Here is a 24069-nt window from a genome sequence, read left to right on the forward strand (position 1 = left end):
GTCAGCGGGTCCGGACGCCCTCGATCACGCCCTCGATCACGTCCTCGACCACTCCATCGATCACGTCCTCGTCCGCGTCCAGGGGGCCGCCGGGCGGCTCGGCGGCGGGTGCGGCCGTTGTCGCGGCGTTCGCGGCCAGGGTGCGGATCTCGGGCAGGTCGTCGTAGAGGTTCTGTCCGGGGCACTCGGTCGGGTAGCCGTCGCGGTGGCCGGAGATGCGGTTGAACGTAACCTTCTGACCCAGCTTGTACTTGCCGTTGTCGGCGCCGGAGGTCAGCACGACCGTGCCGGTCGGGTCGACGCCGTAGAGGCCGAGCTTCCACGCCGCGACCTTCGCGACCGACTCGCGCACCGCGGCGTTCGTGGCCGCCGTGGAGTAGTCGCCGAGCACCGAGACGCTGCTGGTCGCGGTGTTGAACCCGTACGTGTGCGCGCCGAGGACGGGTTTGTCGATGCCGCCCGCGCGCCCCTCGAAGACCGTGCCGCACTTGTCGACGAGGAAGTGGTAGCCGATGTCGTTCCAGCCGTTGCTCTGCACGTGGTAGAGGAACACGCCGCGCACGATCGACGCCGACTGGGAGCAGGTGTAGTCGTTCGTGCCCGCCGTGTGGTGGACGAACATCGCCTTGGTGCCGCCCGTCAGGGTGGGCGGGTCCTTCACCAGGGACTCGTCGGCGCCCCAGGCGGAGCGCGACGTCACGACGGGACGCGGGGCCGAGAGCGGGCCGGCGGCCGGCCCGGCCACGTCCGGCTCGACCTCCGCGGTGTGCACGGCGTCCGACCCGGCCTCGGGGTCGACCAGTTCGACCCGCAGGCCTTCCGGCAGGCGCGAGCCCGTCACCCGCACCTGGACGCCGTCCGAGGGCCCGGTCCACAGCGGCTGGGTGCCGCCGCGCACGCCGGCCCGGTCGCGGTCGGGGCCGGACTCGGGCGTACGGCCTTCGGTGTCCAGGGGGCGCCACGCGGTCCACACGCCGCTCTCCCGGGAGCGGGTGCGCACCTGGGCGGTGCCGTCGAAGGCCGCGTCCGGGTCGTCCCAGGTGATGCCGATCAGGCTGAACGGCTCGGTGGTGCGCGGGGCGAGGGACCGGTCGTTGGGGTCACCGTCCGGCACCCGGACGGTGTGCACACCGTCCGAGGGGGTGGCCCGGGCGGGCTGGGTCAGGCCGAGGGCGCCGAGGGCCAGGGCGGTGGCGACGGCGGTGCGCAGGAGGCGATGTGTCATACGGCGCTCGCCTTTCGTGGGCGGTGGCATCGCCAGCAGAGGTCCCCGGTACGTCACTTGGCCGAAACCTCCGCGGGGCCAGGCTCCCGAGGACGGCGGGCCGGGTTGACCCGAACGGTCGTCGGCCCTGCGCCTGACGGACTGTGACACTTCCGCGCGGCCCGGCGCTGATCACCATGGGAGGGCGCGCACTCGGCACGGACGAGGACGGTACTTGGGTCAGGGAGCGGAAACCCGGCGCGGGCAGGCGTACGACGGGGAGCTGGGCGAGGCCGTGGCGCGGGCCCAGCAGGGTGACGAGGCGGCCTTCGCGGCCGCCTACCGGTTCGTACAGCCCGGACTGCTCGGCTATCTGCGCGGCCTGGTCGGGGACGACGCGGAGGACGTGGCGTCCGACGCCTGGCTGGAGATCGCCCGGGACCTCGGACGGTTCCGGGGCGACGGGGCCGGCTTCCGCGGCTGGACGGCGACCATCGCCCGGCACCGGGCGCTGGACCACCTGCGCCGGCAGCGGGTACGGCCCCGGTCGTCCACGCTGGAGCAGGACGTCCTGGACCTGCCCGGACCGCAGAGCACGCACGACCAGGCGCTGGAGGCCATCTCCACCGCGCACGCCCTGGAGCTGGTCCGGGGGCTGCCGCGGGACCAGGCCGAGGCGGTGCTGCTGCGGGTCGTGGTCGGTCTCGACGGCCCTGGCGCCGCGCGGGTCCTGGGCAAGCGGCCGGGCGCCGTGCGCACGGCCGCCCACCGGGGTCTGAAACGCCTCGCCCGGCAGCTGGGCGCGGAGAGTGTGACGGATGAGGCTCCCCGGACGCTGGGTGAGTCGACGTAGCGGAACCGGTGGTTTCGCCGGCGGCCCGGCAGGGTCGCGCGGACCCGGCGCCCTGAACAGGGCGGACCGGCGGGACGTACTGGGGCCCGGCGCCGGAGTGGCAGCGGGATCGATCGGATCGAGCAGGGACGGAAACGGACATGGGTGAACGGCCGAGCGACGGCGGGCTTTCCGGCCGTGGTTCCCGCCATGCCCTCCTCGACTCCGGTGTGGAGGCGCTGATCGTCGCCTCCCTCGTCCGGGACGGTGTCGACGCCGAGGCCGAGCAGCGGGCCGTGGCCGCCTTCCTGGCCGCCCGGGACGCCGGGGCCCCGGGCACGCGGACCCGCCGCCGGGACGACTGGCGTGCCCGCGAACGGCGTCACCTGGGGCGGTCCCTGAGGACGACGCTCTCCGTGCTGCTCGCCAGCCTCACGCTGGGCGGGGTCGCCGTGGCGGCGATCGGCGTGGCGGGATCGCCGGAGGACGGCACGAAGGACGCCCCGGAGCGACGGCCCGCCCCGAGCAGCACCCCGCACGACCCGGCGGGACGGCCTCCCGGCGGCAGCCACAGCCACAGCCACAGCCCCGGGACCGGCACCGGCCACGGCTCGGCCCCGGCGCACCCCGGGCGGCCGGCCCCCGCCCGGGACACCGAGGCGCACTGCCGCGCCTACGAGGACGTCCGGCAACGGGGCAAGGCGATGAGGGCGACCGCTTGGCGGCGTCTCGTGGCCGCCGCGGGCGGTGAGAGCAACGTCACGGCGTACTGCTCCGAACAACTGGGCGAGTCGCTGGGCAAGGGCGGGGGATCCGGGAACGGCAACGCTCCCGAGGTCGACGTCACACCCACAGCGAACGACGGCGCGGGCAAGGAATCGAACAACGAGCCGGACAAGAGTGCGGACACCGGCGCGGGCAAGAGCCGGAGCGGGGACCAGCGCTCCCGGCCCAACGGCCGTCACCCGTAAGCGATTTTGCGAACGCGGGCCGTCCTGGCCGAGCGATGCTGCGAACCCCCCGCTCCCCGCCATGGCAACGGCCGAGGCCGCCACCCCCCACAGGAGAGGCCCCGGCCGTCGCGCGGCACGGGCCGCGCGGCGGCCCGTACTCCCTACAGCGCCCGGTGTGCGTTTTCTGTCACACCCCTCCGCGTCACGGCTTAGTTGCATCCTGGACGGTCATGGACGGGGAGTGGTTTCAGGTCGTAACGTGCCATTCGCGCCAACGCGGAGGCGGCAGGACCACCGCGACCACCTGCGGTCTTGATGCCGCAACCATTGACTGAGGAACCACGACGGCGAGAACCCGGTCCGCGAGAGCGGCGCCGGTTTAGGCGCATAAGGGGTGCGGTGCTGGGGGACGACGCGGAGCTGACCGCCGCGGTGCGCGCGGCACAGGACGGAGACGAGGACGCTTTCCGGACTGTGTACCGCACCGTGCATCCGCGGCTGCTCGGGTACGTACGGACGCTGGTCGGCGACCCCGACGCCGAGGACGTGACGTCCGAGGCGTGGCTCCAGATAGCCCGCGATCTGGGGCGGTTCACCGGTGACGCGGACCGCTTCCGCGGCTGGGCCGCCCGGATCGCCCGCAACCGAGCCCTGGACCACATACGCATGCGCGGGCGCCGTCCCGCGATCGGCGGCGACGAGACCGAGCTGACCGGTCGGGCGGCCGAGTCGGACACCGCCGGCGAGGCCATCGAGGCGCTCGCCACGAACGGCGCGTTCTCCCTGATATCCCGGCTGCCGCAGGACCAGGCCGAAGCGGTCGTGCTGCGTGTGGTGGTGGGGCTCGACGCGAAGACCGCGGCCGAGACGCTCGGAAAGCGCCCGGGCGCGGTCCGCACGGCGGCGCACCGGGGCCTGAAGCGGCTCGCCGAACTGCTCGGCGACGACCCGCAGGCCGATCCGGAATCGGCCGGGGTGCTCGACGCCCTGCCGCCCCAGAGAGAACCGCGCGGCGGTGCGGTGACGTCCGCAGGTGTGACGCACAGCGTCGCGCGGACGCAGAAGGATGTGTGATGGCCGACGAGCAGTACAGGTGGCTGGACCGCGAAACGGCGGAGCGTTTGCTGAGCGGAGAGCCACCCGGAGCTGTCGACGGCGCCGGCCGGGAGCAGGCCGAACACCTTGCCAGGACCCTCGGCGCGCTGTCCGCCACACCCCCGCTGACCAGCGGTGAACTCCCCGGCGAAGCCGCCGCGATGGCCGCGTTCCGCAAGGTCCGCGCGGAACGCGCCGACGCGGCCGCAGCCCGTGCGGGCACCGGGGGACAGGTCGCCGGACGGGTTCCCGACGCGGGGCTGGTCCGGATCGGTACCCCCGGTGACAGCGGTGCCGGCACCGTCCGGCGGCCCCGCTGGGCCCGCCCCGTACGCCTCGCCCTGGGAGCCGCGCTGGCCGTGGGCATGGCCGGCGGGGTCGCCCTGGCGGCCGGAACCGGAGTCCTGAAAGCGCCCTTCGGCGACGCCGAGCCCCGGCCCGGCTCCTCCGTCTCGGCGTCCGTCACTCATCCGGAGCGTCCGCTGGTGTCACCGTCGCCGAGTGACGCCGTTCAGGGCGGTTCCGCCCCTGACGACGCCCCTGGGGGCCGGAACGGGCAGCGCGACGACGGCGCCCCCGCGCCGGACGGGCACAAGGACCGCTCCGGCGGCCATCGCGGCGAGATCACCGCGGCCTGCCGCGACCTGCGCGACGGAAGGCGGCCGGACCCCGAACGCAGGCGAGCCCTGCGGGACGCGGCGGGCGAGCAGCGGGTGTGGAAGTACTGCAGGGACGTCCTGTCCTCGGCCGGCCCCCGCTCGAAGGAGCGCCGGAACGACGACCGCGCGGACCAGGGACACCACCGGGGCAACGGCGCGGACCGGGGCCGGCAGCAGCACCACAAGCAGAACCGCGAGCAGGACAAGGCCGAGCGGCAGGCAGACCGGAAGGCCGACCGGAAGGCCGACCCGAAGTCCCAGAGGCGGGCCGGAAAAGACTGAGCCGCCGGTGACGACGCGGACCGTCACCGGCGCCGGACGGCCGGGACACCTCTCACTCCGCTGTGACCTGCGATTTCGTACTCCGTGAAAAGGGATCGGCCGAGGGTGTGACGTTTTCGGCCGCCCCGGCGCAGTACTGAGTGAGCCGACTGGTCATCGGCCGTCGCACAGAGCCGGGGTTCCCCCCGTACCTACGGCTCGTGCACCGAGCGCGGGCGGGACACGTTCCCCCGGTCCCGCCCGCGCCCCAACTTCCTCTCCCGCTGTCACCAGGACACGACGACCTTGTCGCCGTTGCGGACCTGTGCGTACAGCTGTGCGATCGCCGCCTCGTCCCGTACGTTGACGCAGCCGTGCGAGGCGCCCGCGTAGCCCCGGGCCGCGAAGTCCGCCGAGAAGTGCACGGCCTGGCCGCCGCTGAAGAACATCGCGTACGGCATGGGTGAGTCGTAGAGCGTCGAGACGTGGTCGCGGGACTTCCAGTAGACGGAGAAGACGCCCTCCCGGGTCGGCGTGCCCCGCGAACCGAAGCGGACCGCCATCGTCGACACCGTCCGCCCGCCGACCATCCAGCGCAGCGTCCTGCTGGTCTTGTCGATGCACAGCACCCGGCCGGACCGGCAGCGGGGGTCCGGTGGGTCGGCCGGCTGGCCGCCCATCAGAAACAGGTCCCAGCGGCCCGGCTCGCGCGTCATGGCCAGCAGCCGCTGCCAGGTGACGGCGTCGGTCTCGCCGGTGCGCGGCAGCCCGCGCTTGCCCTGGAAGCCGCTGACCGCCCGCTGCGTCGGCTCGTCGTACGTCCCCGTCGGCCCCGCGAAGAGCCAGGCGACCTGGCGCAGCCGGGCCTGCAGCTCCCGGACGTCGCGGCCGGTGTCGCCGCGTGACCACAGCACGCGGGGCGGGGTGGGAGCGGCACGGGGCTTGTCGTCGTCCGACGGCGGCGCGGAACGCGGCGTGTCACCGCCCCCCGCGGGCGTGCGGCCCTGGGACGGGGTGCTGCTGGGCAGCTCGATGTGCACCGGCGAGCGGCGCTTGCCCTCGCCGTCGGGTGTCTGCACCGTGCAGCCGGTCAGCGCGGCCAGTACGGCGAGCCCCGCCACGAACGCTCTCCCCATGCCCGTACTACGCACGCGGCCCCCCGCTCGTCTCACCGGCACACCCGGATGTCACCTGAGATGTTCCCCGGGCGTGACCGGTCGCGAACCAGGGGGCATGGTGGTGAGCGAGGTCACTGCTCTGCGGGAGGCAACCCACCATGGCGCGTGAGTCGGAGTCCGGACTGCCCATCGAGCCGCTCTACGGTCCGCGGGACCTGCAGGGCTGGGATCCGGCGGAGAAGCTGGGAGAGCCCGGCGCGTACCCGTACACCCGCGGCGTGTATCCCTCGATGTACACGGGCCGCCCCTGGACCATGCGCCAGTACGCCGGTTTCGGCACGGCCGCGGAGTCCAACGCCCGCTACCGGCAGCTGATCGCCCACGGCACGACGGGACTCTCGGTCGCCTTCGACCTGCCCACCCAGATGGGCCACGACTCCGACGCGCCGATCGCCCACGGCGAGGTCGGCAAGGTGGGGGTGGCCATCGACTCGGTCGAGGACATGCGGGTGCTGTTCGGCGGCATCCCGCTCGACCAGGTCTCCACGTCGATGACGATCAACGCCCCGGCGGCCCTGCTGCTGCTTCTGTACCAGCTGGTGGCCGAGGAGCAGGGGATCCCGGCGGACCGGTTGACGGGCACGATCCAGAACGACGTGCTCAAGGAGTACATCGCCCGGGGCACCTACATCTTCCCGCCCAAGCCGTCACTGCGGCTGATCGCGGACATCTTCAAGTACTGCCGGTCCGAGATCCCGAAGTGGAACACCATCTCGATCTCCGGCTACCACATGGCCGAGGCGGGTGCCTCGCCCGCGCAGGAGATCGCCTTCACCCTGGCCGACGGCATCGAGTACGTGCGCACCGCGGTCGCGGCCGGCATGGACGTCGACGACTTCGCCCCCCGCCTGTCGTTCTTCTTCGTGGCCCGCACCACGCTCCTGGAGGAGGTCGCCAAGTTCCGGGCCGCGCGCCGGATCTGGGCACGGGTGATGCGCGAGGAGTTCGGGGCGCGCGACCCCAAGTCGCTGATGCTGCGCTTCCACACCCAGACGGCCGGGGTGCAGCTGACCGCCCAGCAGCCCGAGGTCAACCTGGTCCGGGTGGCCGTGCAGGGGCTGGCCGCGGTGCTGGGTGGGACGCAGTCGCTGCACACCAACTCCTTCGACGAGGCCATCGCCCTGCCCACCGACAAGTCGGCCCGTCTGGCCCTGCGCACCCAGCAGGTCCTCGCCCACGAGACCGACGTGACCGCCACCGTCGACCCCTTCGCCGGGTCCTACGTCATCGAGAGGATGACCGACGACGTCGAAGCCGCCGCCGTGGAGCTGATGGCCAGGGTCGAGGAGCTGGGCGGCGCCGTCGACGCCATCGAACAGGGCTTCCAGAAGGGCGAGATCGAGCGCAACGCCTACCGCATCGCCCAGGAGACGGACTCCGGCGAGCGGGTCGTGGTCGGCGTCAACCGCTTCCAGCTCGACGAGGAGGAGCCCTACGAGCCGCTGCGCGTCGACCCGGCCATCGAGGCGCGGCAGGCCGAACGCCTTTCCGCGCTGCGCGCGCAGCGCGACCAGGCGGCCGTCGACACGACCCTGGGCGCGCTGAAGAAGGCCGCCGAGGGCGAGGACAACGTCCTCTACCCGATGAAGGAGGCACTCAGGGCGAGGGCCACCGTCGGCGAGGTCTGCAACGCGCTGCGCGAGGTGTGGGGGGCGTACGTACCGTCCGACGCCTTCTGACCTGCAGCGGGCCGGTGCCCGGGCGGGGAGCGTCAGACCCGCGTGCGACACTCATTCGCATGTTCGGTGTCGTCGATCTGCCCACCTACCTGGCGGGCCTCGCCCTGATCATCCTGCTGCCCGGTCCCAACTCGCTGTACGTGCTGTCGGTGGCCGCCCGCCGTGGTGTGCGCGCCGGGTACACCGCCTCGGCCGGAGTCTGGTGCGGGGACGCGGTGCTGATGACGCTGTCCGCGGCCGGAGTCGCCTCGCTGCTCCAGGCGAACGCCGTGCTGTTCGCCGTTGTCAAGTACGCGGGGGCCGGATATCTGACCTGGCTGGCCATCGGCATGCTGCGGGCGGCGTGGGGCCTGTGGCGGACGCGTGCGGAGCGGACCGCCGGTGACGAGGCGCCCGAACCCGCCGAGGAGCGGCCCTTCCGCCGTGCCTTCGTCGTCAGCCTGTTCAACCCCAAGGCGATCCTCTTCTTCGTCGCCTTCTTCGTGCAGTTCGTGGACCCGGGGTACGCCTACCCCGCCCTGTCCTTCGTCGTCCTCGGTGCCCTCGCCCAGTTCGCCAGCGTGCTCTACCTCAGCGCGCTGATATTCGGCGGCACCCGGCTGGCCGCCGCCTTCCGCCGCCGCAGGCGCCTGTCGGCCGGAGCGACCTCGGCGGCGGGTGCGCTGTTCCTCGGGTTCGCGGTGAAGCTGTCGCTGGCGAGTTCGTAGCGCCGGGCCAGCCTTGCCCGAAGCGGGCCAGGTGGTCGGGGAGCCCGGCCGCCGTGTCACCCGCCCAGCCGACATGACCGTCGGGGCGGACGAGGTACAACCGGGCCCGTACACCGCGCCGGCATCGAGCACGCCGGGCAGATGGAGGACAACCTGCGCCTGCTATCCGCTTCCGGGTGAGCGCCGCGAGGGCTACGACATGGACGAACGCGCCCGCCTGATGGCCGACTTTCCCTTGTCGGCTCAGGCGGGCGCGGAGATCTTCGAGGACTACGACCGGCACTTCGAGGAGGGACTCGCCCTTGTGATCGGGGGGATCGGGGCGCGCTACGGGGTCTCATGACGCGGTCCGGCGCGTCAGGACCGTTTCGCGCGGGCCCGCCGTACGGCCCGGGTGATGACGGGAGGCAGCAGGTCCTTGGCGAGCCGGCGGGCCGCGGACGGGCCGGGCCGGGCCGGCCGTGCCGCACGCGACGCGCCGGCCTCGGGGGCGCGGACCGGTGCGGGCTCGGGCTCAACGTAGTGCCGCGAGGGCGGGAAGGCCGGTGGCTTCATGCCCCGGGAACGGGTCCGGATCAGCCGGTGCCCGGCCGCCTCCTGCATGCTCAGCCCGACGTCCGTGCGCAGCCGGAGCGTGGCGAGCAGTTCCTCCTGGAGCGGCTCGGGGTCGCCCCAGGTCGCGTAGAGCTTCTGCGTGCTGAGGCAGATCGGGCGCAGCCCGCGGTTGAGGACGGCCTCCCAGACGGCGACCGCGACACCCGGGGTGTGCTCGGACCGGAAGTCGTCCAGGACCACGATGCCCTCGGGCAGCAGGATGTCGTGGGCCGCGCCGATGTCGCCGTACACGTGCTCGTACAGGTGCGAGGCGTCGATGTGGATGAAGCGGCAGGAGTCCGGGGTCACCTTCTCGTCCACGAGGGAGCTGGGGCCGGTGATCACCGTGGGCAGGGTGTCGTGGAAGGAGAGGTAGTTCCGCTCGAACGCTTGCTGAGTGAGGGAGGCGTACGACTTGGCCGACTCCGCCTTGTTGGCGTCGTCCGGGGCGTCGCCCTCGAACAGGTCGCAGACCGTGAACCGCTCGCCGTCCTGGAGGTGGTGGCCGAGGAGGATCGCGCTCTTGCCCAGGTAGACGCCGAGCTCCAGAAGGTCGCCCTTTATGCCTGACTTCTTCTGCTGTTCGAGGAACCAGGTGAACAGCGTCTGGTCCAGGGCCGGGAACCAGCCGGGGACGTCGGTGAGTTCGCCGGGGTGGGTGTCGGTCGCTTGTGCGTGGGTCATGGGAGGAGCCTTCTCTCCGAGCGTTGCCCCGATCGACGGCCGGCTGAACGTCCCGTGAACAGGGTCAGCGGGTCTTCGTCAGAGCCGCCCGCAACCGGGGTGTCAGCGGCTTCTCCACATATTTGTGCAGCAACCACGCCAGCAGCAGCATTGACGCCACCGTCAGCACGAAGGTCACCCCGGACGCCAGCCCCAGACCGCGGTGCAGGGCCTGGATCACCACCCAGCCGAGATGCTCGTGGACCAGATAGAAGGGGTACGTCAGCGCGCCCGCGACCGTCAGCCACCGCCAGTTCACCCGGCCCAGCAGGCCCAGCGCGATCGCGGCGACCGCCACGAAGCCGAACGTGACGACGGCGACGATCCCGAACGAGGAGCGGTAGGAGAAGGCCTCCGGGTCGGGTGCGTGCCACAGCGACCGCACCGCGTAGTGCTGGCCGATCAGCCAGCCGGCGGCCACGATGGCCCACCCGTAGACGTCCCGGCGGTCGCGGTGCACGAGGTAGAGGCCGACACCGCCGATGAAGAACGGCGCGTACTCGGGCATCAGGACGATGTCGAGCAGCGGCATGTTCGCGTTCTCGGCGATCACGGCCGCCAGCATCCAGCCGGCGCAGAACATGACCACCCGGCGGCGGTTCGCCCCGGGCAGCACGACACACAGCGCGAACAGGGCGTAGAAGCGGACCTCCGCCCACAGCGTCCAGCACACTCCCAGCACCCGGTCCACGCCCAGCGGCATCTGCAGCATGGTCAGGTTGACCAGGGCGTCGCTGGGTGAGACGGCCCGGTAGGCGACCACCGGCAGCGCGAACACCGCCGTGACGACGAGCACCGCCACCCAGTAGGCCGGCAGCAGCCGGGAGGCACGGGAGGCGACGAACGACCGCAGGGGGCGGCCCCAGCCGCTCATGCAGATCACGAACCCGCTGATCACGAAGAAGACCTGGACGCCGAGGCAGCCGTAGGCGAACAGCGCGTGCAGGGTGGGGAACTGGTCCCGGGGCGAGGTGCCCCAGGCCTGGGCGACCTCACCGCCGCGCCCGCCGTAGTGGTAGAGCGCCACCATCAGCGCGGCCACCAGCCGTAGTCCGTCGAGGGCGCGCAGCCGCCCGGCGGAGTCGTTTCTGCGCCGCGGGACGGTCGTGGCGCCCGGTGGGTCGACCAGCACGGCGACGCCGGGCCGGGGCTTGCGGGTACTGACGACCGTCTCGGTCACGCTGGAAACCTCTGTGTGGTTCGTATGTCCTTTGCCTGAGCCGCCTGTGGGCGGGCGCCTGTCACCCTAGGACGAGAGTTGACGCAATCACGTTCGATGGCGACAGGCTTCGCCTGCCGGTCCCCATGGGTTCATCTGGATGTCGCCGGGGCCGGTCGGACCGGCGGGCGGGACCGGCTCAGCGGCGTACCGCCTTGCGCAGGGCCCGGGCCCGCCGGACCACCCGGCGTGCCGTGGAATTGCGCGGCAGGAACGCCAGCCGCTGCGGAATGCCCCCGGGCAGCCCGAGTGCGGTGAGGCGGCGCTTCTTGAAGTAGCGCCGGGTGCGCGGGCCGAGGTGCCGGGCGAGGAACCGCTCGGCCTGCGGGCGCAGGTCCGGGTAGATCTGCGGCTGCATGGTGAACCCGAGGGCCGTGAGGAGGGCGGACAACCGCTCGGCCGGCAGGAGGTCACCGTCCTCGCCGCTCTCCAGGCCGGGCAGCAGCGCGTCCGCCAAAGTGGTCGGGACCCGGTTGCTGTTCTGGTACGGCGTCAGCCGCTCCAGCAGCAGCTCGGTTCCGATGCGGGCGACCGGCAGGTCGTAGAAGGCGGAGGCCGTGAACAGCGCGGTGGAGAAGCAGCCGACGACCAGCGCGGGCCGGGCCCGGTCGAAGAGCACCTCGGCGAGTACGGGCGTGTCCAGGACCGTGAGGTCCACGCCGAGCTTCTCGGCCTCGGTCTCCAGGGCGCGGCTGTAGCGGGCCGGTGCGGTCGGGTGGGGCTTGAAGACGACCGTGCGGTGGCCGCGTGCGACGGCGCCGCGCATCATCCGCACGTGCAGGTCCTCTTCCTCCTCGGGGGAGAGGATGTTCAGCGCCGACAGGTACTGGCCGAGCAGCAGCGCCGAGTCGCCGGGCAGGGCGGGCAGTTCGGGCACGGTCTCGGTGACCTCGCCGAGCACCTTCAGGAACGCGGGAGTGGGCACCAGGTGCGCCGGCACGCCGAACTCGGTGAGCAGCATCGGCGTGAGCCCCGGCACCAGATCGAGGTGCAACAGCCGCCGTACGCGCGTGCCGACCAGCGGGTCGAGCTTGTTGCGGGTGGGGCCGTAGCTCATCAGCCCGTCGGCATAGACGTCGACGGGGGCGTCGGTGAACAACTGGGCCACCGTCAGGGCGGGCGCCACCTGGATCGATTCCAGCACCAGGCTCACCCGGTCGTCGCCCAGGCCCCACAGCAGCCGCAGATAGCGCTCGAACAGCGGGATGTCGTCGGAGCGCGGCGTCCAGGCCCCGGGGTGGAAGGGGCGGATGGCCTCGTTCCAGGACAGCACCTCGTCGAAGTGCTCGCGCAGCGGGGCGAAGCCCGGCATCTCGTCGAGGGCCGGAGTGGTCTCCGGGGTCGCGGAGTTGTTGAACACCAGCAGCACCCGGCGGTCCGGCTCCTCGAACAGGTCGGAGTCGATCGCGGCGGCCAGGGTGGCGACGCCGTACAGCGTCGACGCGCAGAAGATCTGAGTGGTCCCGGGCATCAGGCGGCCGCTCCCGTCGTGGTCACCCGGCGCCGCAGCCGCCGCAGCTTGGACGAACGGTCCATGTCCATGGCCTCCAGTGCGTCGGCGAGTGCGTCCTGCGGCATGCGCTTGATGGCCGCCGCGCTCATCGACCGCAGCTGCCGGGCCACGGCCGGTTCGAACCTGTCCTCGTTGGAGAGGTGGTGGGCGATGATCGCGCAGTAGGTCCGCACCGCCTTGGGCAGCAGCCGGTCGGCGTCGCGGTCCGCGGCCGTCTCCTCGATCACCTGGTCGAAGGCGCGGATGAAGTCGAGCTGGCGCACATCCCCGATCTGTGTCAGGGACGAGGCCACCCCGCGCCGGTAGAACACGCCCAGCAGGCTCACCACGGCGAACGACTCCGCCTCGCGGTGCAGCTTCCAGATCCACGGCCGGTCCTCGGCCGTGCGCAGCCCGTCGGTGAAGTGGAGCGCGCCCTTGTCGACCAGGCGGCGGTGATAGGCACCGGCCCAGGCGTAGGCGTAGTCCACGGAGGTGGAGCGGTGCGCGGGCAGGATCGCCTCCCGCGGGTCGAACGCCTCCCAGCGCCGCCCGACCGGGACCCGGTGCACGGAGCGGGCGCGCGCGGTGGCCTGCACATGGTCGGTGCGCACGAAGTCACACCCCAAGTCGTCCATCGCGGACACCAGTTCGGCGAGGTAGCCGGGGGCGAGCCAGTCGTCACCGTCCAGGAACGTCAGGTACTCGCCCTGCGCCGCGTCCAGGCCGGTGTTGCGCGCGGTGGCGAGCCCGCCGTTCTGCTCGTGGCGGATGTACCGCACCTGGGCCACATCCGAAAGCTCCTCGGCCGCTCGTTCGAGAATGGCCGGAGTTCCGTCCTTGGAATGGTCGTCGACCAGGATGAACTCGAAATCCCGGTCGGCGTTGGACCGAAGACTTCTGAGGGTGTCCGGGGCATATTGCTGCACGTTGTAGAACGGCACGATCACGGAAAGCTTAGGCACCCGCAAAACGTTAGGAGGCCGCCCGGCAGCGGAACTTTCCGATGAAGGTACACCGGGTGAACTGAATGTGTCAGAACGGTGCACCGCGTGTACTTCCCGCCTGCCGGCAGGCCAGTTCGGCTCTCGGTGGGCTGTTGTTAACTTTTCGTTGAGTCCCGGTTCCGCCATACCTAGATTCGCTTCCTAGCGTCTTCGACGTGCCAGTAAGTACACCGAAGCGCCCGCGAATCGCCGTCCTCGCGGACAGCGACACCCGATGGAAATGGGGTGCGCTGACCGCGGACCGCATCGCCCCGGGACCGTCCATGGAAGCCGCACCGCGCGAAGGCGCGCAAGCCGGCCCCCTCCTCGACGGATTCCTGCTGCGCGGCCGGGCGACGCCCACCCCGCGCCAGCTGGAGGAAGTGGGCGTGCGCGCCGACTCACTGCGGGAGGTCACCGCCGTCGAGTTCCTGCGCGCCATGGCCGAGGAGTCCTACGACGTCCTCGTCCTCTCCCTCGTCGGCGGCGGCGTGCAGGCGATGCTGCACGGCCTGGCCCGTGTCTGGGAGCACCGCACCTCGCGGCCCGTCGTCGTCACCGGCTACGTCGGCGTCGTCTACGAGAAGCTCGCCGACGGCCTGCTGCTGCGGCACGGCGCGGACCTCGTCCTCGCCAACTCCCGTCAGGACGCGGACCGTTTCCGGGCCGTCTACGAGGGAGTGGGCGCCGACGCCTCGTCGGTGACGGAGGTGGCCCTGCCGTTCCTCGGCGGCGCGGCCTACAAAGGCGAACACACGCCCTACACGCTCGTCTTCGCCGCCCAGCCCTCCGTCCCGGACAGCCGCAAGGACCGTACGTACCTGCTGAACCGGCTGGTGCAGCACGCCCGCAGGCACCCCGAACGGCAGGTGCTGCTGAAGCTGCGCTCCAAGCCGGGCGAACACACCACACACATCGAGGAGTTGCCGTACCAGAAGCTGGTGCAGCGCCTTGATCCGCCCGCCAACTTCAGCCTCGTCTACGGCAACATGGGCGAGGTCCTCGACCGCACCGACCTGCTGGTGACGGTCAGTTCCACGGCCGCCCTGGAGTCGCTGCACCGCCGCATCCCGACCGTCGTCCTGACGGACCTCGGCATCCGCGAGTCGCTCGGCAACCACCACTTCTTGGGCTCCGGCTGCCTCGCCTCCTGGGACCAGCTCGACGCCGGGCACCGGCCCGTGCCCGACGAGGAGTGGGTCTCCCGGCAGGGCGTCGCGGCTGGGGGCACCTCCCGGACGGAGTCTGGGGGAGGTTCGTACGACTCCGCCTTCGACGCGGCCCGGGGGCGCATCGCCGAGCTGCTCGGCCGGCCCGGCGGCCTGCCGCCGCTGACCCCGTACTACACCCCCGTCACCGCGCCCGGCTATCTGCCCGGGATCCTCGCCCGCCACCACCTCGGCTCGGACGGCACCCCGCTGCCCGGCGCGCCCGCCGCCGACAAGGACCCCGGAGCGGTCCGGCAGATCGTGCGCCGGGCGGCGCGCGGCGCCTACCGCCACGGCGTGCAGCGCGTGGCGCCCGTCATCCGGCGGATGGGCGAGCTGTGAGCCGCCCCGAGACCCCTGCCCAAGGAGTAGACCCCATGTCCCATCCGCAAGCGGGCCGAGGCGCCTCCGTGCGCCGCGTGCTCGCGGTGATCCCCGCGCGCGGCGGCTCCAAGGGCGTGCCCGCGAAGAACCTCCTGCCCGTCGGCGGTGTCCCGCTGGTGGCCCGTGCGGTGCGCGAATGCCGGTCGACCCGGCTGGTGACGGACGTCGTGGTCTCCACCGACGACCAGGCCATCGCCGCCGCCGCCCGCGAGGCCGGTGCCGAGGTCGTGCTGCGGCCCGCCGCCATCGCCGGCGACACCGCCACCTCCGAGGCCGCCGTCCTGCACGCCATGGACGCCCACGAGGCCCTGCACGGGGCGCCGGTGGACGTGGTCCTGCTCGTCCAGTGCACCAGCCCGTTCATCGTCCGCGAGGACATCGACGGGGTGGCGGGAGCCATCGCCGAGAACGGCGCCGACACCGCCGTGACCGTGGCGCCCTTCCACGGGTTCCTCTGGAGGGACGCCGACACCGAGGCCACCTCCGGGGACGTGACCGGCGGCTACGGCGTCAACCACGACAAGGCCTTCCGCCCCCGCCGTCAGGACCGCCCCCAGGACCTGCTGGAGACCGGCGCCGCCTACGCGATGGACGCGGCGGGCTTCCGCAAGCACCAGCACCGCTTCTTCGGACACACCGAACTCGTCCGGACCGACCCGGCCCGCGTGCTGGAGATCGACGACCCGCACGACCTCGCCCGCGCCCGGGCCCTCGCGCCGCTCTTCGACGCGAACCGCCCCGGCGCCCTCCCGACCGCCGACGACATCGACGCGGTCGTCCTCGACTTCGACGGCACCCAGACCGACGACCGGGTGCTGGTCGACGCCGACGGACGGGAGTTCGTCTCCGTGCACCGCGGGGACGGACTCGGCATAGCAGCCCTCCGTAACAGCGGGTTGAAGATGCTGATCCTGTCCACGGAACAGAACCCCGTGGTCGCCGCCCGGGCCCGGAAGCTCAAGCTCCCGGTGCTGCACGGCATCGACCGCAAGGACCTCGCACTCAAGCAGTGGTGCGAGGAGCAGGGCATCGCGCCGGAGCGCGTGCTCTACGTCGGCAACGACGTCAATGACCTCCCGTGCTTCGCCCTCGTGGGCTGGCCCGTGGCGGTCGCGAGCGCCCACGACGTCGTGCGCGGCGCCGCACGCGCGGTCACCACCGTCCCCGGCGGTGACGGCGCGATCCGGGAGATCGCCAGCTGGATCCTCGGCCCCTCTCTCGATTCCCTCACCAAGTAAGGAACTCCTCGCCATGAGCAACAACTCCCGCATCCGCAAGTTCGGTACGCGCGAGGCCGGCCCCGGCCGCCCCGTCTACGTCACCGGCGAGATCGGCATCAACCACAACGGCGACATCGAGAACGCCTTCAAGCTCATCGACGCCGCCGCCGAGGCCGGCTGCGACGCGGTCAAGTTCCAGAAGCGCACCCCGGAGATCTGCACCCCGCGCGACCAGTGGGACATCGAGCGCGACACCCCCTGGGGCCGCATGACGTACATCGACTACCGCCACCGCGTGGAGTTCGGCGAGGAGGAGTACGGCCAGATCGACGCCTACTGCAAGAAGAAGGGCATCGACTGGTTCGCCTCCCCGTGGGACACCGAGGCCGTCGCCTTCCTGGAGAAGTTCGACGTCCCCGCCCACAAGGTCGCCTCCGCCTCCCTCACGGACGACGAGCTGCTGCGCGCCCTGCGCGCCACCGGCCGCACGATCATCCTGTCCTCCGGCATGTCGACCCCGAAGCAGATCCGCCACGCGGTCGAGGTCCTGGGCAGCGAGAACATCCTCCTCTGCCACGCCACCTCGACCTACCCCGCGAAGGCCGAGGAGCTCAACCTCCGCGTGATCAACACCCTGCAGGAGGAGTACCCGAACGTCCCGATCGGTTACTCCGGCCACGAGACCGGCCTGCAGACCACCCTCGCCGCCGTCGCCCTCGGCGCCACCTTCGTCGAGCGTCACATCACCCTCGACCGCGCCATGTGGGGCTCCGACCAGGCCGCCTCCGTGGAGCCGCAGGGCCTCACCCGCCTCGTCCGCGACATCCGCACCATCGAGGCCTCCCTCGGCGACGGCGTCAAGAAGGTCTACGAGTCCGAGCTGGGCCCGATGAAGAAGCTGCGCCGCGTCGCCGGTGTGGTCGCCGAGGCGGAGATCGCCACGGCGGCGGGCGAGCCGGTCGGCGTCTGAACCCACCATCCCCACCCCCTTACGACGGGACGGTCGTACGTCGATGAGCCCCCGCGCCGGGAACGCCGGCCCCCACACTCTCGCTTTCGTCGAGAGCCCGGTACAGCTGCTGAACGTGCTGGAGTGGGCGCACGCGCACGCCCCCGGCGTGGGGCTCACCCTCGTGGTGCTGTCGCCCGTCGACCCGATGACGCGCGGCCAGCTGCGGCGGATGTCCGACCTGGCCCGCGACGAGGGGCACCAGGTCCGCTGGGAGGAAGCGCGCGGCGGGCCCCTCGCGCCCTTCCAGACCATCGGGGGCCTGACCGGCCTGCTCCGCAGGGCACGCCGGGTCGTGCTGGGGGACCCCTTCTCCCGCTACGTCCAGCTGCTGCTGACGATCACCCGCGCCCGTGACCTGGTCGTCGTCGACGACGGCACGGCGACGATGGAGTTCGTCGGGCAACTGGCCCGGGGCGAACGGCTGGTGCGCTGGCACCGCAAGGGCGGCCGCCCCGGCCCGCGGGACGTGGTCTTCGCGCCGGTGTCGGCCTCGGCCCGCCGCCGGCTGACGCCCGGCGACCGCCGCCGCATCGAGATCTTCTCCGCCATGCCGATGGAGGAGACCCCGGCGGGCGTCACGGTCAGCGCCAACGCCTTCGCCTGGACCCGGTCCCGTTTCGGCCCGCCCAGGATCACCAAGGGCGCCGACATGGTCGGCACGTCCCTGGTGGAGACCGGCGTGGTGGACGACGGCCGCTATCTGGCGGCCGTCCACGCCCTGGCCAGGGCCCACGGCGCCACCCGCTACTTCGCCCACCGCCGCGAGAGCACGGACAAGCTCCACCGTCTCGCGGTCGAGACGGGCCTGGAGATCGTCCGCCCCGAGCTGCCCCTCGAACTGATCGCCCGCCGCGGCCCCATCGGCCGGACGATCCTCAGCTTCCCCTCGACGGTCGTCCACACCCTCCCCCTCGCCCTGTCCGGCACGGAGGTGCGCGTCGCGGTCTGCGACATCGACCCCGCCTGGCTGACCGAGACCGCCTCCCCGCGCGCCCAGGGCTTCCTGTCCGGGGTGACGGGAACGGCCCGGGACGTGCACCGGCTGTCGCCGACGGCCCCGGTGCCTCCCCCGGGGCCGCCGCACCCGGGCACGGCGGAGCCGGCCGACCCCACAGGGCCGGCGGGCACGGCGCGCCTCACCGCCTCACCGCCCCCTTCGGGCCTGCCGGGCCCGGCAGGGGCACCGGGAGCGGTGGCGGCCGGATAGGAACCGGAGCCGGCCCGGACACCGGCCCGGCCTGTCGTCCGGCCCGGCCGACACGACCTAGGCGTCCGCCGAGGGCACCTCGTCCACCGGGGGCCGGCGCGCCAGCAGAAACGCGCGCGGCAGCTTCTCCCCGGCCTCCGGCTCGCGCAGGACCCGGGCGTACATCTCCAGGCCCGCCCTCGTGAGGTGCCCGGCGACCGTCTCCGGGGTGCGCCAGAAGTAGTCGAGCGAGATCTCCCGCCCGAAGCGCTCGGTCAGACGCTGGTGCCCGTCCTCGTCCCCGGACTGGAAGCCGAGCAGCACCGGCGCCCCCGGCAGCAGGACCCGGTGGAACCCGGCGAAGACGGACGGCAGGTGATCGTCCGGCACATGGATGATCGAGTAGAGCGCGACGATCCCGCCGAGCGTCGCCTCCGGCAGGTCCAGGGCCGTCATCGAACCGACGTGGAAGCGCAGCTCCGGGTGGGCCCGACGGGCCAGGGCCACCATGCGGGGCGACGCGTCGACCCCGAACACCGGCAGCCCGGCCTCGTGCAGCCGCGCCGTCACGTACCCCGGCCCGCTGCCGATGTCCGCGACCGGCGGCCGCCCGGGTGCCCCCGTCGCCCGGACCAGTTCCACGAAGGCCGACAGCAGCGCCCGCTCCAGCGGTCTCCCGGCCAGGCTGTCGGGATGCTCGGCGGCATAGACCTCGGCGATGGCGTCGTACGAGGCCTGCGTGGACTCGACAAAATCGGGGGCGCGCACGAGGCGCACACTAGCGGGGCGCGCGTCCGGCAGATGAACACGCCGGTGTTCGCCGCGCAAGGCGTGGTATCCGTGGAGAGGATGGATGGATACCGGAGTCGTGACGTCGGTGTGGTCGAAGTCACACTCTGGGGGGTGGATGGCCCGGTCCGGCCCAAAAGGCGGGCGAGTTTACCCATCTCACTTGATAGCTATGCGCCGGGCGATCATATTTTCTTCCCCTATCGGGTTGAAGTTTTGTTGATCCAGGGTCGGTCGACCGCCCGGGCGCCCTACCCTTCAAAGGGTGAAGCCACTGATGTCACTGGAGTCCGAGGTCGATCTTCCCGGCGGAGCCGTGCTCCCCGGGGCCCTGCCCGACGCTCTGCGGGCCGAGCTCATCGCGTTCCGGCGCGACCTCCACATGCACCCGGAGCTCGGCAACCAGGAGTTCCGCACGACCGCCGCGATCAAGGAGCGGCTCGAGCGGGCCGGCCTCAAGCCGCGCGTCCTCTCCGTGGGGACCGGACTCGTCTGTGACATCGGCGTGGAGGGCGAGCAGTGGGACGGTGGTCCCAGCATGCTCGCCCTGCGGGCCGACATCGACGGCCTGCCCATCCCGGACACCAAGGCGGAGTGCCCCTACCGCTCGACCGTGCCCGACCGTGCGCACGCCTGCGGTCACGACGTGCACACCACCGTCGTCCTCGGCGCCGGCCTCGTCCTCGCCGAACTGCACCGGCAGGGCGCCTTGCCCCGCCCCGTCCGGCTGATCTTCCAGCCCGCCGAAGAAGTGCTGCCCGGCGGTGCCGCCGACGCCATCAAGTGCGGGGCGCTGGAAGGCGTCGGCGCGATCATCGCCGTGCACTGCGACCCCCGGGTGGACGCCGGCAAGATCGGACTCCGAGAGGGCCCCATCACCTCCGCCTGCGACCGGCTGGAGATCGGCCTCGACGGCCCGGGCGGTCACACCGCCCGCCCCCACCTCACCACCGACCTGGTCACCGCCGCCGCCCGCGTCGTCACCGACGTGCCCGCGCTGGTCGGCCGCCGCTTCGACAGCCGCAGCGGGCTCGCCATCACCTGGGGCCGCGTGGAGTCGGGGCACGCGCCGAACGTGATCCCGCAGCACGCCGAGCTCTCCGGCACCGTGCGCTGCCTCGACCTGGAGGCGTGGCGGCAGGCCCCCGACGTGGTGGTCGCGGCCATCGACGAGATCGCCAATCTGTACCGCGCCAAGTCGGAGATCAACTACGTCCGCGGCGTGCCGCCCGTCGTCAACGAGCCCGGCGTCACCGAGCTGCTGCGCGACGCGATGATCGCCCGGCGCGGGGTCGAGTCCGTCGAGGGCACCGAGCAGAGCCTCGGCGGCGAGGACTTCTCCTGGTACCTGGAGCACGTCCCCGGCGCGATGGCCCGCCTGGGCGTCCGCACCCCCGGCGAACGCCAGATCCGCGACCTCCACCAGGGCGACTTCGACGTCGACGAGTCGGCCATCACGGTAGGCGTCGAACTCTTCACGGCCGCGGCCCTGGTCAACGGCCTACGCTAGCGCCTCCTCCGCAGGGACGTGACAGGACCTGCGCCCTTGGCGCCGCACGGCTTCTGGGGGCGCGGGGAACTGCGCGACAAGCCACGACGGCGCCGCACGGGTACTCAGGGGCGCGGGGAACTGCGCGAAAACCACGACGGCGCCGCACGCGTTCTAGGGGCGCGGGGAACTGCGCGAAAACCACGACGGCGCCGCACGCGTTCTAGGGGCGCGGGGAACTGCGCAACAAGCCACGACGGCCCCGCACGGGTACTCAGGGGCGCGGGGAACTGCGCGAAAACCACGACGCCGCCGCACGGGCCCGACGACCTCGACCCCCACAGCCCCGGCCCGGGCTGCAACACCCCCGGGCCCGACAACCACCCTCCAGTTGCGAGCGGCGCAGCCGCACGGCAGCCTGGTGCGCGTCACGAGGTAGGCACGCGCCGTGTTCCCGACTACACCTTTCGACCCTGTTCGATCCCGTGGTTCACAAGGGCGTAACCGGCCATCGGCACGAATGGATAACGGCCCCCCGGCGAACCGTTCCCAGGAGTGTCTACGCGCGTTAATGTGCGCCGAACCGAGCACCCATCGCGGGGCTTTGGAGAATGGGGAACTTCAGATGCGTCGGATTTCCAAACTGACCCGTGTCGCGGTGGGGGTCGCGTCGCTCGGGCTCGTCGCCACGGCCTGCGGCGGCACCAGCAGTGACAGCGGCGACAGCGACAGCAACGACAAGGGCGTCGCCATCGCGTACGACGTCGGCGGCAAGGGCGACCAGTCCTTCAACGACGCCGCCTACGCCGGCCTGACGAAGGCCAAGGACGAGTTCGGCTACAAGACGGCCGACATCGAGCCCACCGAGGGCGAGACCAACGCCGACAAGGAGCAGCGCCTGGCGTCGCTCGCCAAGCAGGGCTACAACCCGGTCATCGGTGTCGGCTTCGCCTACGGCCCGGCGATGAAGGCCGTGGCCGCCAAGTACCCGAAGACCACCTTCGGCATCGTGGACTCCGTCGTCGAGGGCAAGAACGTCGCCTCCCTCGTCTTCGCCGAGGAGCAGGCCTCGTACCTCGCCGGTGTCGCCGCCGCCAAGGCCACGAAGACCGACGTCGTCGGCTTCGTCGGCGGTGTCGACGTGCCGCTGATCCACAAGTTCGAGGCCGGCTACAAGCAGGGCGTGCAGGACACCAACTCCAAGGTGAAGGTCCTGTCGCAGTACCTGACGCAGACGGCCGAGGAGGGCGGCTTCTCCAGCCCCGACAAGGGCAAGGCCGCCGCCGAGGGCCAGATCGAGAAGAAGGCCGACGTGCTCTACGCGGCCGCCGGTCTGTCCGGCCAGGGTGTCATCGAGGCCGCCGCCAAGGCGAAGGTCTGGGCGATCGGTGTCGACTCCGACCAGTACAAGCAGGCCGCCCTGGCGTCGTACAAGAACTACATCCTCACCTCCGCGCTCAAGGACGTCGGCGGCGCGGTCTACGCCCTGTCCAAGTCGGTTCACGACGACAAGCCGCTGACCGGCACCCAGACCTTCGACCTGAAGGTCAACGGTGTGGGCCTGTCGGAGTCCAACCCGGAGTACGCGAAGGTCGCGGGTCTCCAGGACGCGGTGAACAAGGCCAAGCAGGAGATCATCGACGGCAAGATCAAGGTCAACACCGAGTGATCCGGCCGGTCTGACCAGCCGAAAGCGGGCGGGCACCCCCTGGGTGCCCGCCCGCTCCGTGTTTCCCGCCCCTCCCGTAACCGGCCCTTCCGCGACTGGATCATCCGGCACGGCTCACTTGGAACCGGATCACCCAGCGCCACGCCCCGTTTGCGGTCGGCAACGCCCCGGCCAAGCCCGGGTGATGGCTTGGCCACGGGCGCATAACAAGGTGGACAGAAGGGGTTTTCAGGCAGGTCTACGCGCGTTAATCTGCGGCGAAGCCAGCGCTGAAGCTGAACCGTCCGGCGCTGTGCACCTCGGTTGTACGACAGGAGCACCCACACATGCGCCGGATATCCCGGATCACGGTCGCAGGCGCAGCGACCGCCTCCCTGGCCCTCGCGCTCTCCGCCTGCGGCGGCACCTCGACCTCTGCCGGGTCGTCGGACTCGAAGGGCGACAAGGGCCTCGCCATCGCCTACGACGTCGGCGGCAAGGGCGACCAGTCCTTCAACGACGCCGCCTACGCGGGCCTGGAGCAGGCGAAGAAGGAGTTCGGGTACCAGACGGCCGACGTGGAGCCCACGGAGGGCGAGACGAACGCCGACAAGGAGCAGCGCCTGGTCTCTCTGGCCAAGCAGGGCTACAACCCGGTCGTCGGTGTCGGCTACGCGTACGCCGCCGCCGTGAAGGGTGCCGCGGAGAAGTTCCCGAAGACCACCTTCGGCATCGTCGACGACGCCACGATCAACACCAAGAACGTGGCCGACCTGGTCTTCAACGAGGAGCAGGCCTCCTACCTGGCCGGCGTCGCCGCCGCCAAGACCAGCAAGACCAAGGTCGTCGGCTTCGTCGGCGGCGTGGACATCCCGCTGATCCACAAGTTCCAGGCGGGCTTCGCGCAGGGCGTCAAGGACACCGACCCCAAGGTCAAGGTGCTCTCGCAGTACCTCACGCAGACCGCCGAGGAGGGCGGTTTCGCCAGCCCCGACAAGGGCAAGACGGCTGCCGAGGGCCAGATCGAGAAGAAGGCCGACGTCGTCTACGCGGCCGCCGGTCTGTCCGGCCAGGGCGTCATCGAGGCCGCCGCCGCCAAGAAGGTGTGGGCCGTCGGTGTCGACTCCGACCAGTACCAGCAGGAAGCCCTTGCCAAGTACAAGGACTCCATCCTGACGTCGGCGATGAAGGATGTCGCCAAGGCGGTGTACAACCTGGCGAAGTCGGTCGAGGACGGCAAGCCCGAGACCGGTATCGTTCGTGGCGATCTGAAGTCCGGCGAGGTGAGCCTGTCGAACTCCAACCCGAAGTTCGCGGACGACGCCGAGCTCCAGGCAGCCATCAAGACGGCCAAGGAGAAGATCATCAGCGGCGAGATCAAGGTCAAGAGCAGCTGACGAGCGACTGCCTCGAAGCAGGCGGTAACCCCCGGGGTTACGTCCGCTCGACGGGGTACGGGGAGCTGCTCCTCGTGCCCCGTTGCCGCGGGGCGTCGGCCCCTTTGTATGCCGTAGGGGCGCTACGCGCGTAGACGGCCCCCGTCCCCAGGAG

General features: G+C 71.7%; 20 protein-coding genes and 1 pseudogene. 14 read left to right on the forward strand and 7 right to left on the reverse strand.

Annotated elements, in window-relative coordinates; genetic code table 11:
- Position 1: 1 nt before the first annotated feature.
- The gene (locus ABTX60_RS04290; protein WP_352095541.1) at positions 2-1225 is read right to left on the reverse strand and encodes a peptidoglycan recognition protein family protein; all 1224 of its coding nucleotides are present in this window, start codon (positions 1223-1225) and stop codon (positions 2-4) included.
- Between the two features lie 214 nt (positions 1226-1439).
- On the opposite strand from ABTX60_RS04290, the gene ABTX60_RS04295 reads away from it, so the two are divergent.
- From ABTX60_RS04295 to ABTX60_RS04310, 4 genes are all read left to right on the forward strand, one after another.
- The gene (locus tag ABTX60_RS04295) at positions 1440-2057 is read left to right on the forward strand and encodes an RNA polymerase sigma factor (RefSeq protein WP_352095542.1); all 618 of its coding nucleotides are present in this window, start codon (positions 1440-1442) and stop codon (positions 2055-2057) included.
- Between the two features lie 140 nt (positions 2058-2197).
- Positions 2198-3007, forward strand: a complete 810-nt coding sequence (locus tag ABTX60_RS04300) for a hypothetical protein (protein ID WP_352095543.1) — start codon at positions 2198-2200, stop codon at positions 3005-3007.
- Positions 3008-3388: 381 nt separating this feature from the next.
- On the forward strand, positions 3389-4063 hold the full coding sequence (locus ABTX60_RS04305) for an RNA polymerase sigma factor (protein ID WP_352095544.1): 675 nt from the start codon (positions 3389-3391) through the stop codon (positions 4061-4063).
- Positions 4063-5025 (forward strand): hypothetical protein, encoded by a 963-nt coding sequence (locus ABTX60_RS04310; protein WP_352095545.1) that lies wholly within the window; start codon positions 4063-4065, stop codon positions 5023-5025. The genes ABTX60_RS04305 and ABTX60_RS04310 overlap by 1 nt, the downstream gene beginning before the upstream one ends.
- 266 nt (positions 5026-5291) lie before the next feature.
- Here the strand turns inward: ABTX60_RS04310 and ABTX60_RS04315 are convergent, their stop codons facing one another.
- On the reverse strand, positions 5292-6140 hold the full coding sequence (locus ABTX60_RS04315; protein WP_352095546.1) for a L,D-transpeptidase family protein: 849 nt from the start codon (positions 6138-6140) through the stop codon (positions 5292-5294).
- 140 nt (positions 6141-6280) lie between these two features.
- Between ABTX60_RS04315 and ABTX60_RS04320 the strand changes: the two genes are divergently transcribed.
- The 3 genes and pseudogenes from ABTX60_RS04320 to ABTX60_RS04330 all read left to right on the forward strand — a co-directional run.
- Positions 6281-7861: an acyl-CoA mutase large subunit family protein gene (locus ABTX60_RS04320; RefSeq protein WP_352095547.1), complete on the forward strand. Its 1581-nt coding sequence runs from the start codon at positions 6281-6283 to the stop codon at positions 7859-7861.
- Between the two features lie 59 nt (positions 7862-7920).
- Complete coding sequence (leuE, locus tag ABTX60_RS04325; protein ID WP_352095548.1) at positions 7921-8568, forward strand: leucine efflux protein LeuE; 648 nt, start codon at positions 7921-7923, stop codon at positions 8566-8568.
- 166 nt (positions 8569-8734) lie between these two features.
- Positions 8735-8911, forward strand: a pseudogene (locus ABTX60_RS04330) (TetR/AcrR family transcriptional regulator C-terminal domain-containing protein); the annotation flags it as partial.
- A 14-nt stretch (positions 8912-8925) separates the two neighbouring features.
- Here the strand turns inward: ABTX60_RS04330 and ABTX60_RS04335 are convergent.
- From ABTX60_RS04335 to ABTX60_RS04350, 4 genes are all read right to left on the reverse strand, one after another.
- Positions 8926-9846: a class I SAM-dependent methyltransferase gene (locus ABTX60_RS04335; RefSeq protein WP_352095549.1), complete on the reverse strand. Its 921-nt coding sequence runs from the start codon at positions 9844-9846 to the stop codon at positions 8926-8928.
- Between the two features lie 64 nt (positions 9847-9910).
- Entirely contained in the window at positions 9911-11065 is a 1155-nt protein-coding gene (locus ABTX60_RS04340; protein WP_502992269.1) for an acyltransferase family protein, read from the reverse strand.
- Between the two features lie 178 nt (positions 11066-11243).
- A complete protein-coding gene (locus ABTX60_RS04345; protein ID WP_352095550.1) occupies positions 11244-12575 on the reverse strand; it encodes an alpha-2,8-polysialyltransferase family protein in 1332 nt (443 codons plus the stop codon).
- The gene (locus ABTX60_RS04350; protein ID WP_352095551.1) at positions 12575-13561 is read right to left on the reverse strand and encodes a glycosyltransferase family 2 protein; all 987 of its coding nucleotides are present in this window, start codon (positions 13559-13561) and stop codon (positions 12575-12577) included. Before ABTX60_RS04350 ends, ABTX60_RS04345 begins: the two co-directional genes overlap by 1 nt.
- 197 nt (positions 13562-13758) lie before the next feature.
- Here ABTX60_RS04350 and ABTX60_RS04355 point away from each other — a divergent pair, with 197 nt between their 5' ends.
- The 4 genes from ABTX60_RS04355 to ABTX60_RS04370 are packed head-to-tail and all read left to right on the forward strand — an operon-like array spanning position 13759 to position 18613.
- Positions 13759-15132, forward strand: coding sequence for a DUF6716 putative glycosyltransferase (locus ABTX60_RS04355; RefSeq protein WP_352095552.1), 1374 nt, complete (start codon positions 13759-13761; stop codon positions 15130-15132).
- Between the two features lie 35 nt (positions 15133-15167).
- Entirely contained in the window at positions 15168-16412 is a 1245-nt protein-coding gene (locus ABTX60_RS04360; protein WP_352095553.1) for a cytidylyltransferase domain-containing protein, read from the forward strand.
- A 13-nt stretch (positions 16413-16425) separates the two neighbouring features.
- Complete coding sequence (locus ABTX60_RS04365; RefSeq protein WP_352095554.1) at positions 16426-17364, forward strand: N-acetylneuraminate synthase family protein; 939 nt, start codon at positions 16426-16428, stop codon at positions 17362-17364.
- Positions 17365-17407: 43 nt separating this feature from the next.
- On the forward strand, positions 17408-18613 hold the full coding sequence (locus ABTX60_RS04370; protein WP_352095555.1) for a ferritin family protein: 1206 nt from the start codon (positions 17408-17410) through the stop codon (positions 18611-18613).
- A 57-nt stretch (positions 18614-18670) separates the two neighbouring features.
- Here the strand turns inward: ABTX60_RS04370 and ABTX60_RS04375 are convergent, their stop codons facing one another.
- A complete protein-coding gene (locus ABTX60_RS04375; RefSeq protein ID WP_352095556.1) occupies positions 18671-19360 on the reverse strand; it encodes a class I SAM-dependent DNA methyltransferase in 690 nt (229 codons plus the stop codon).
- Positions 19361-19658: 298 nt separating this feature from the next.
- On the opposite strand from ABTX60_RS04375, the gene ABTX60_RS04380 reads away from it, so the two are divergent.
- The 3 genes from ABTX60_RS04380 (at position 19659) to ABTX60_RS04390 (ending at position 23915) form a co-directional block, all read left to right on the forward strand.
- Positions 19659-20891: a M20 family metallopeptidase gene (locus ABTX60_RS04380; RefSeq protein ID WP_352095801.1), complete on the forward strand. Its 1233-nt coding sequence runs from the start codon at positions 19659-19661 to the stop codon at positions 20889-20891.
- A gap of 604 nt (positions 20892-21495) precedes the next feature.
- Positions 21496-22539: a BMP family lipoprotein gene (locus tag ABTX60_RS04385; RefSeq protein WP_352095557.1), complete on the forward strand. Its 1044-nt coding sequence runs from the start codon at positions 21496-21498 to the stop codon at positions 22537-22539.
- Positions 22540-22865: 326 nt separating this feature from the next.
- Positions 22866-23915, forward strand: coding sequence for a BMP family lipoprotein (locus ABTX60_RS04390; protein WP_352095558.1), 1050 nt, complete (start codon positions 22866-22868; stop codon positions 23913-23915).
- Positions 23916-24069: the final 154 nt, after the last annotated feature.

Origin of the sequence: Streptomyces sp. NPDC126510 (assembly GCF_040302345.1) — a bacterium.
Taxonomy (GTDB): Bacteria; Actinomycetota; Actinomycetes; order Streptomycetales; family Streptomycetaceae; genus Streptomyces.

What these genes read in the sequence shown, in the direction of transcription:
- ABTX60_RS04290 (WP_352095541.1), bottom strand. Translation starts at nt 1,225, where the DNA reads ATGACACATCGCCTCCTGCGCACCGCCGTCGCCACCGCCCTGGCCCTC.
- ABTX60_RS04315 (WP_352095546.1), bottom strand. Translation starts at nt 6,140, where the DNA reads ATGGGGAGAGCGTTCGTGGCGGGGCTCGCCGTACTGGCCGCGCTGACC.
- ABTX60_RS04385 (WP_352095557.1), top strand. Translation starts at nt 21,496, where the DNA reads ATGCGTCGGATTTCCAAACTGACCCGTGTCGCGGTGGGGGTCGCGTCG.
- ABTX60_RS04370 (WP_352095555.1), top strand. Translation starts at nt 17,408, where the DNA reads ATGAGCCCCCGCGCCGGGAACGCCGGCCCCCACACTCTCGCTTTCGTC.
- ABTX60_RS04345 (WP_352095550.1), bottom strand. Translation starts at nt 12,575, where the DNA reads ATGCCCGGGACCACTCAGATCTTCTGCGCGTCGACGCTGTACGGCGTC.
- ABTX60_RS04380 (WP_352095801.1), top strand. Translation starts at nt 19,659, where the DNA reads ATGTCACTGGAGTCCGAGGTCGATCTTCCCGGCGGAGCCGTGCTCCCC.
- ABTX60_RS04390 (WP_352095558.1), top strand. Translation starts at nt 22,866, where the DNA reads ATGCGCCGGATATCCCGGATCACGGTCGCAGGCGCAGCGACCGCCTCC.
- ABTX60_RS04310 (WP_352095545.1), top strand. Translation starts at nt 4,063, where the DNA reads ATGGCCGACGAGCAGTACAGGTGGCTGGACCGCGAAACGGCGGAGCGT.
- ABTX60_RS04365 (WP_352095554.1), top strand. Translation starts at nt 16,426, where the DNA reads ATGAGCAACAACTCCCGCATCCGCAAGTTCGGTACGCGCGAGGCCGGC.
- ABTX60_RS04320 (WP_352095547.1), top strand. Translation starts at nt 6,281, where the DNA reads ATGGCGCGTGAGTCGGAGTCCGGACTGCCCATCGAGCCGCTCTACGGT.
- leuE (WP_352095548.1), top strand. Translation starts at nt 7,921, where the DNA reads ATGTTCGGTGTCGTCGATCTGCCCACCTACCTGGCGGGCCTCGCCCTG.
- ABTX60_RS04335 (WP_352095549.1), bottom strand. Translation starts at nt 9,846, where the DNA reads ATGACCCACGCACAAGCGACCGACACCCACCCCGGCGAACTCACCGAC.
- ABTX60_RS04300 (WP_352095543.1), top strand. Translation starts at nt 2,198, where the DNA reads ATGGGTGAACGGCCGAGCGACGGCGGGCTTTCCGGCCGTGGTTCCCGC.
- ABTX60_RS04360 (WP_352095553.1), top strand. Translation starts at nt 15,168, where the DNA reads ATGTCCCATCCGCAAGCGGGCCGAGGCGCCTCCGTGCGCCGCGTGCTC.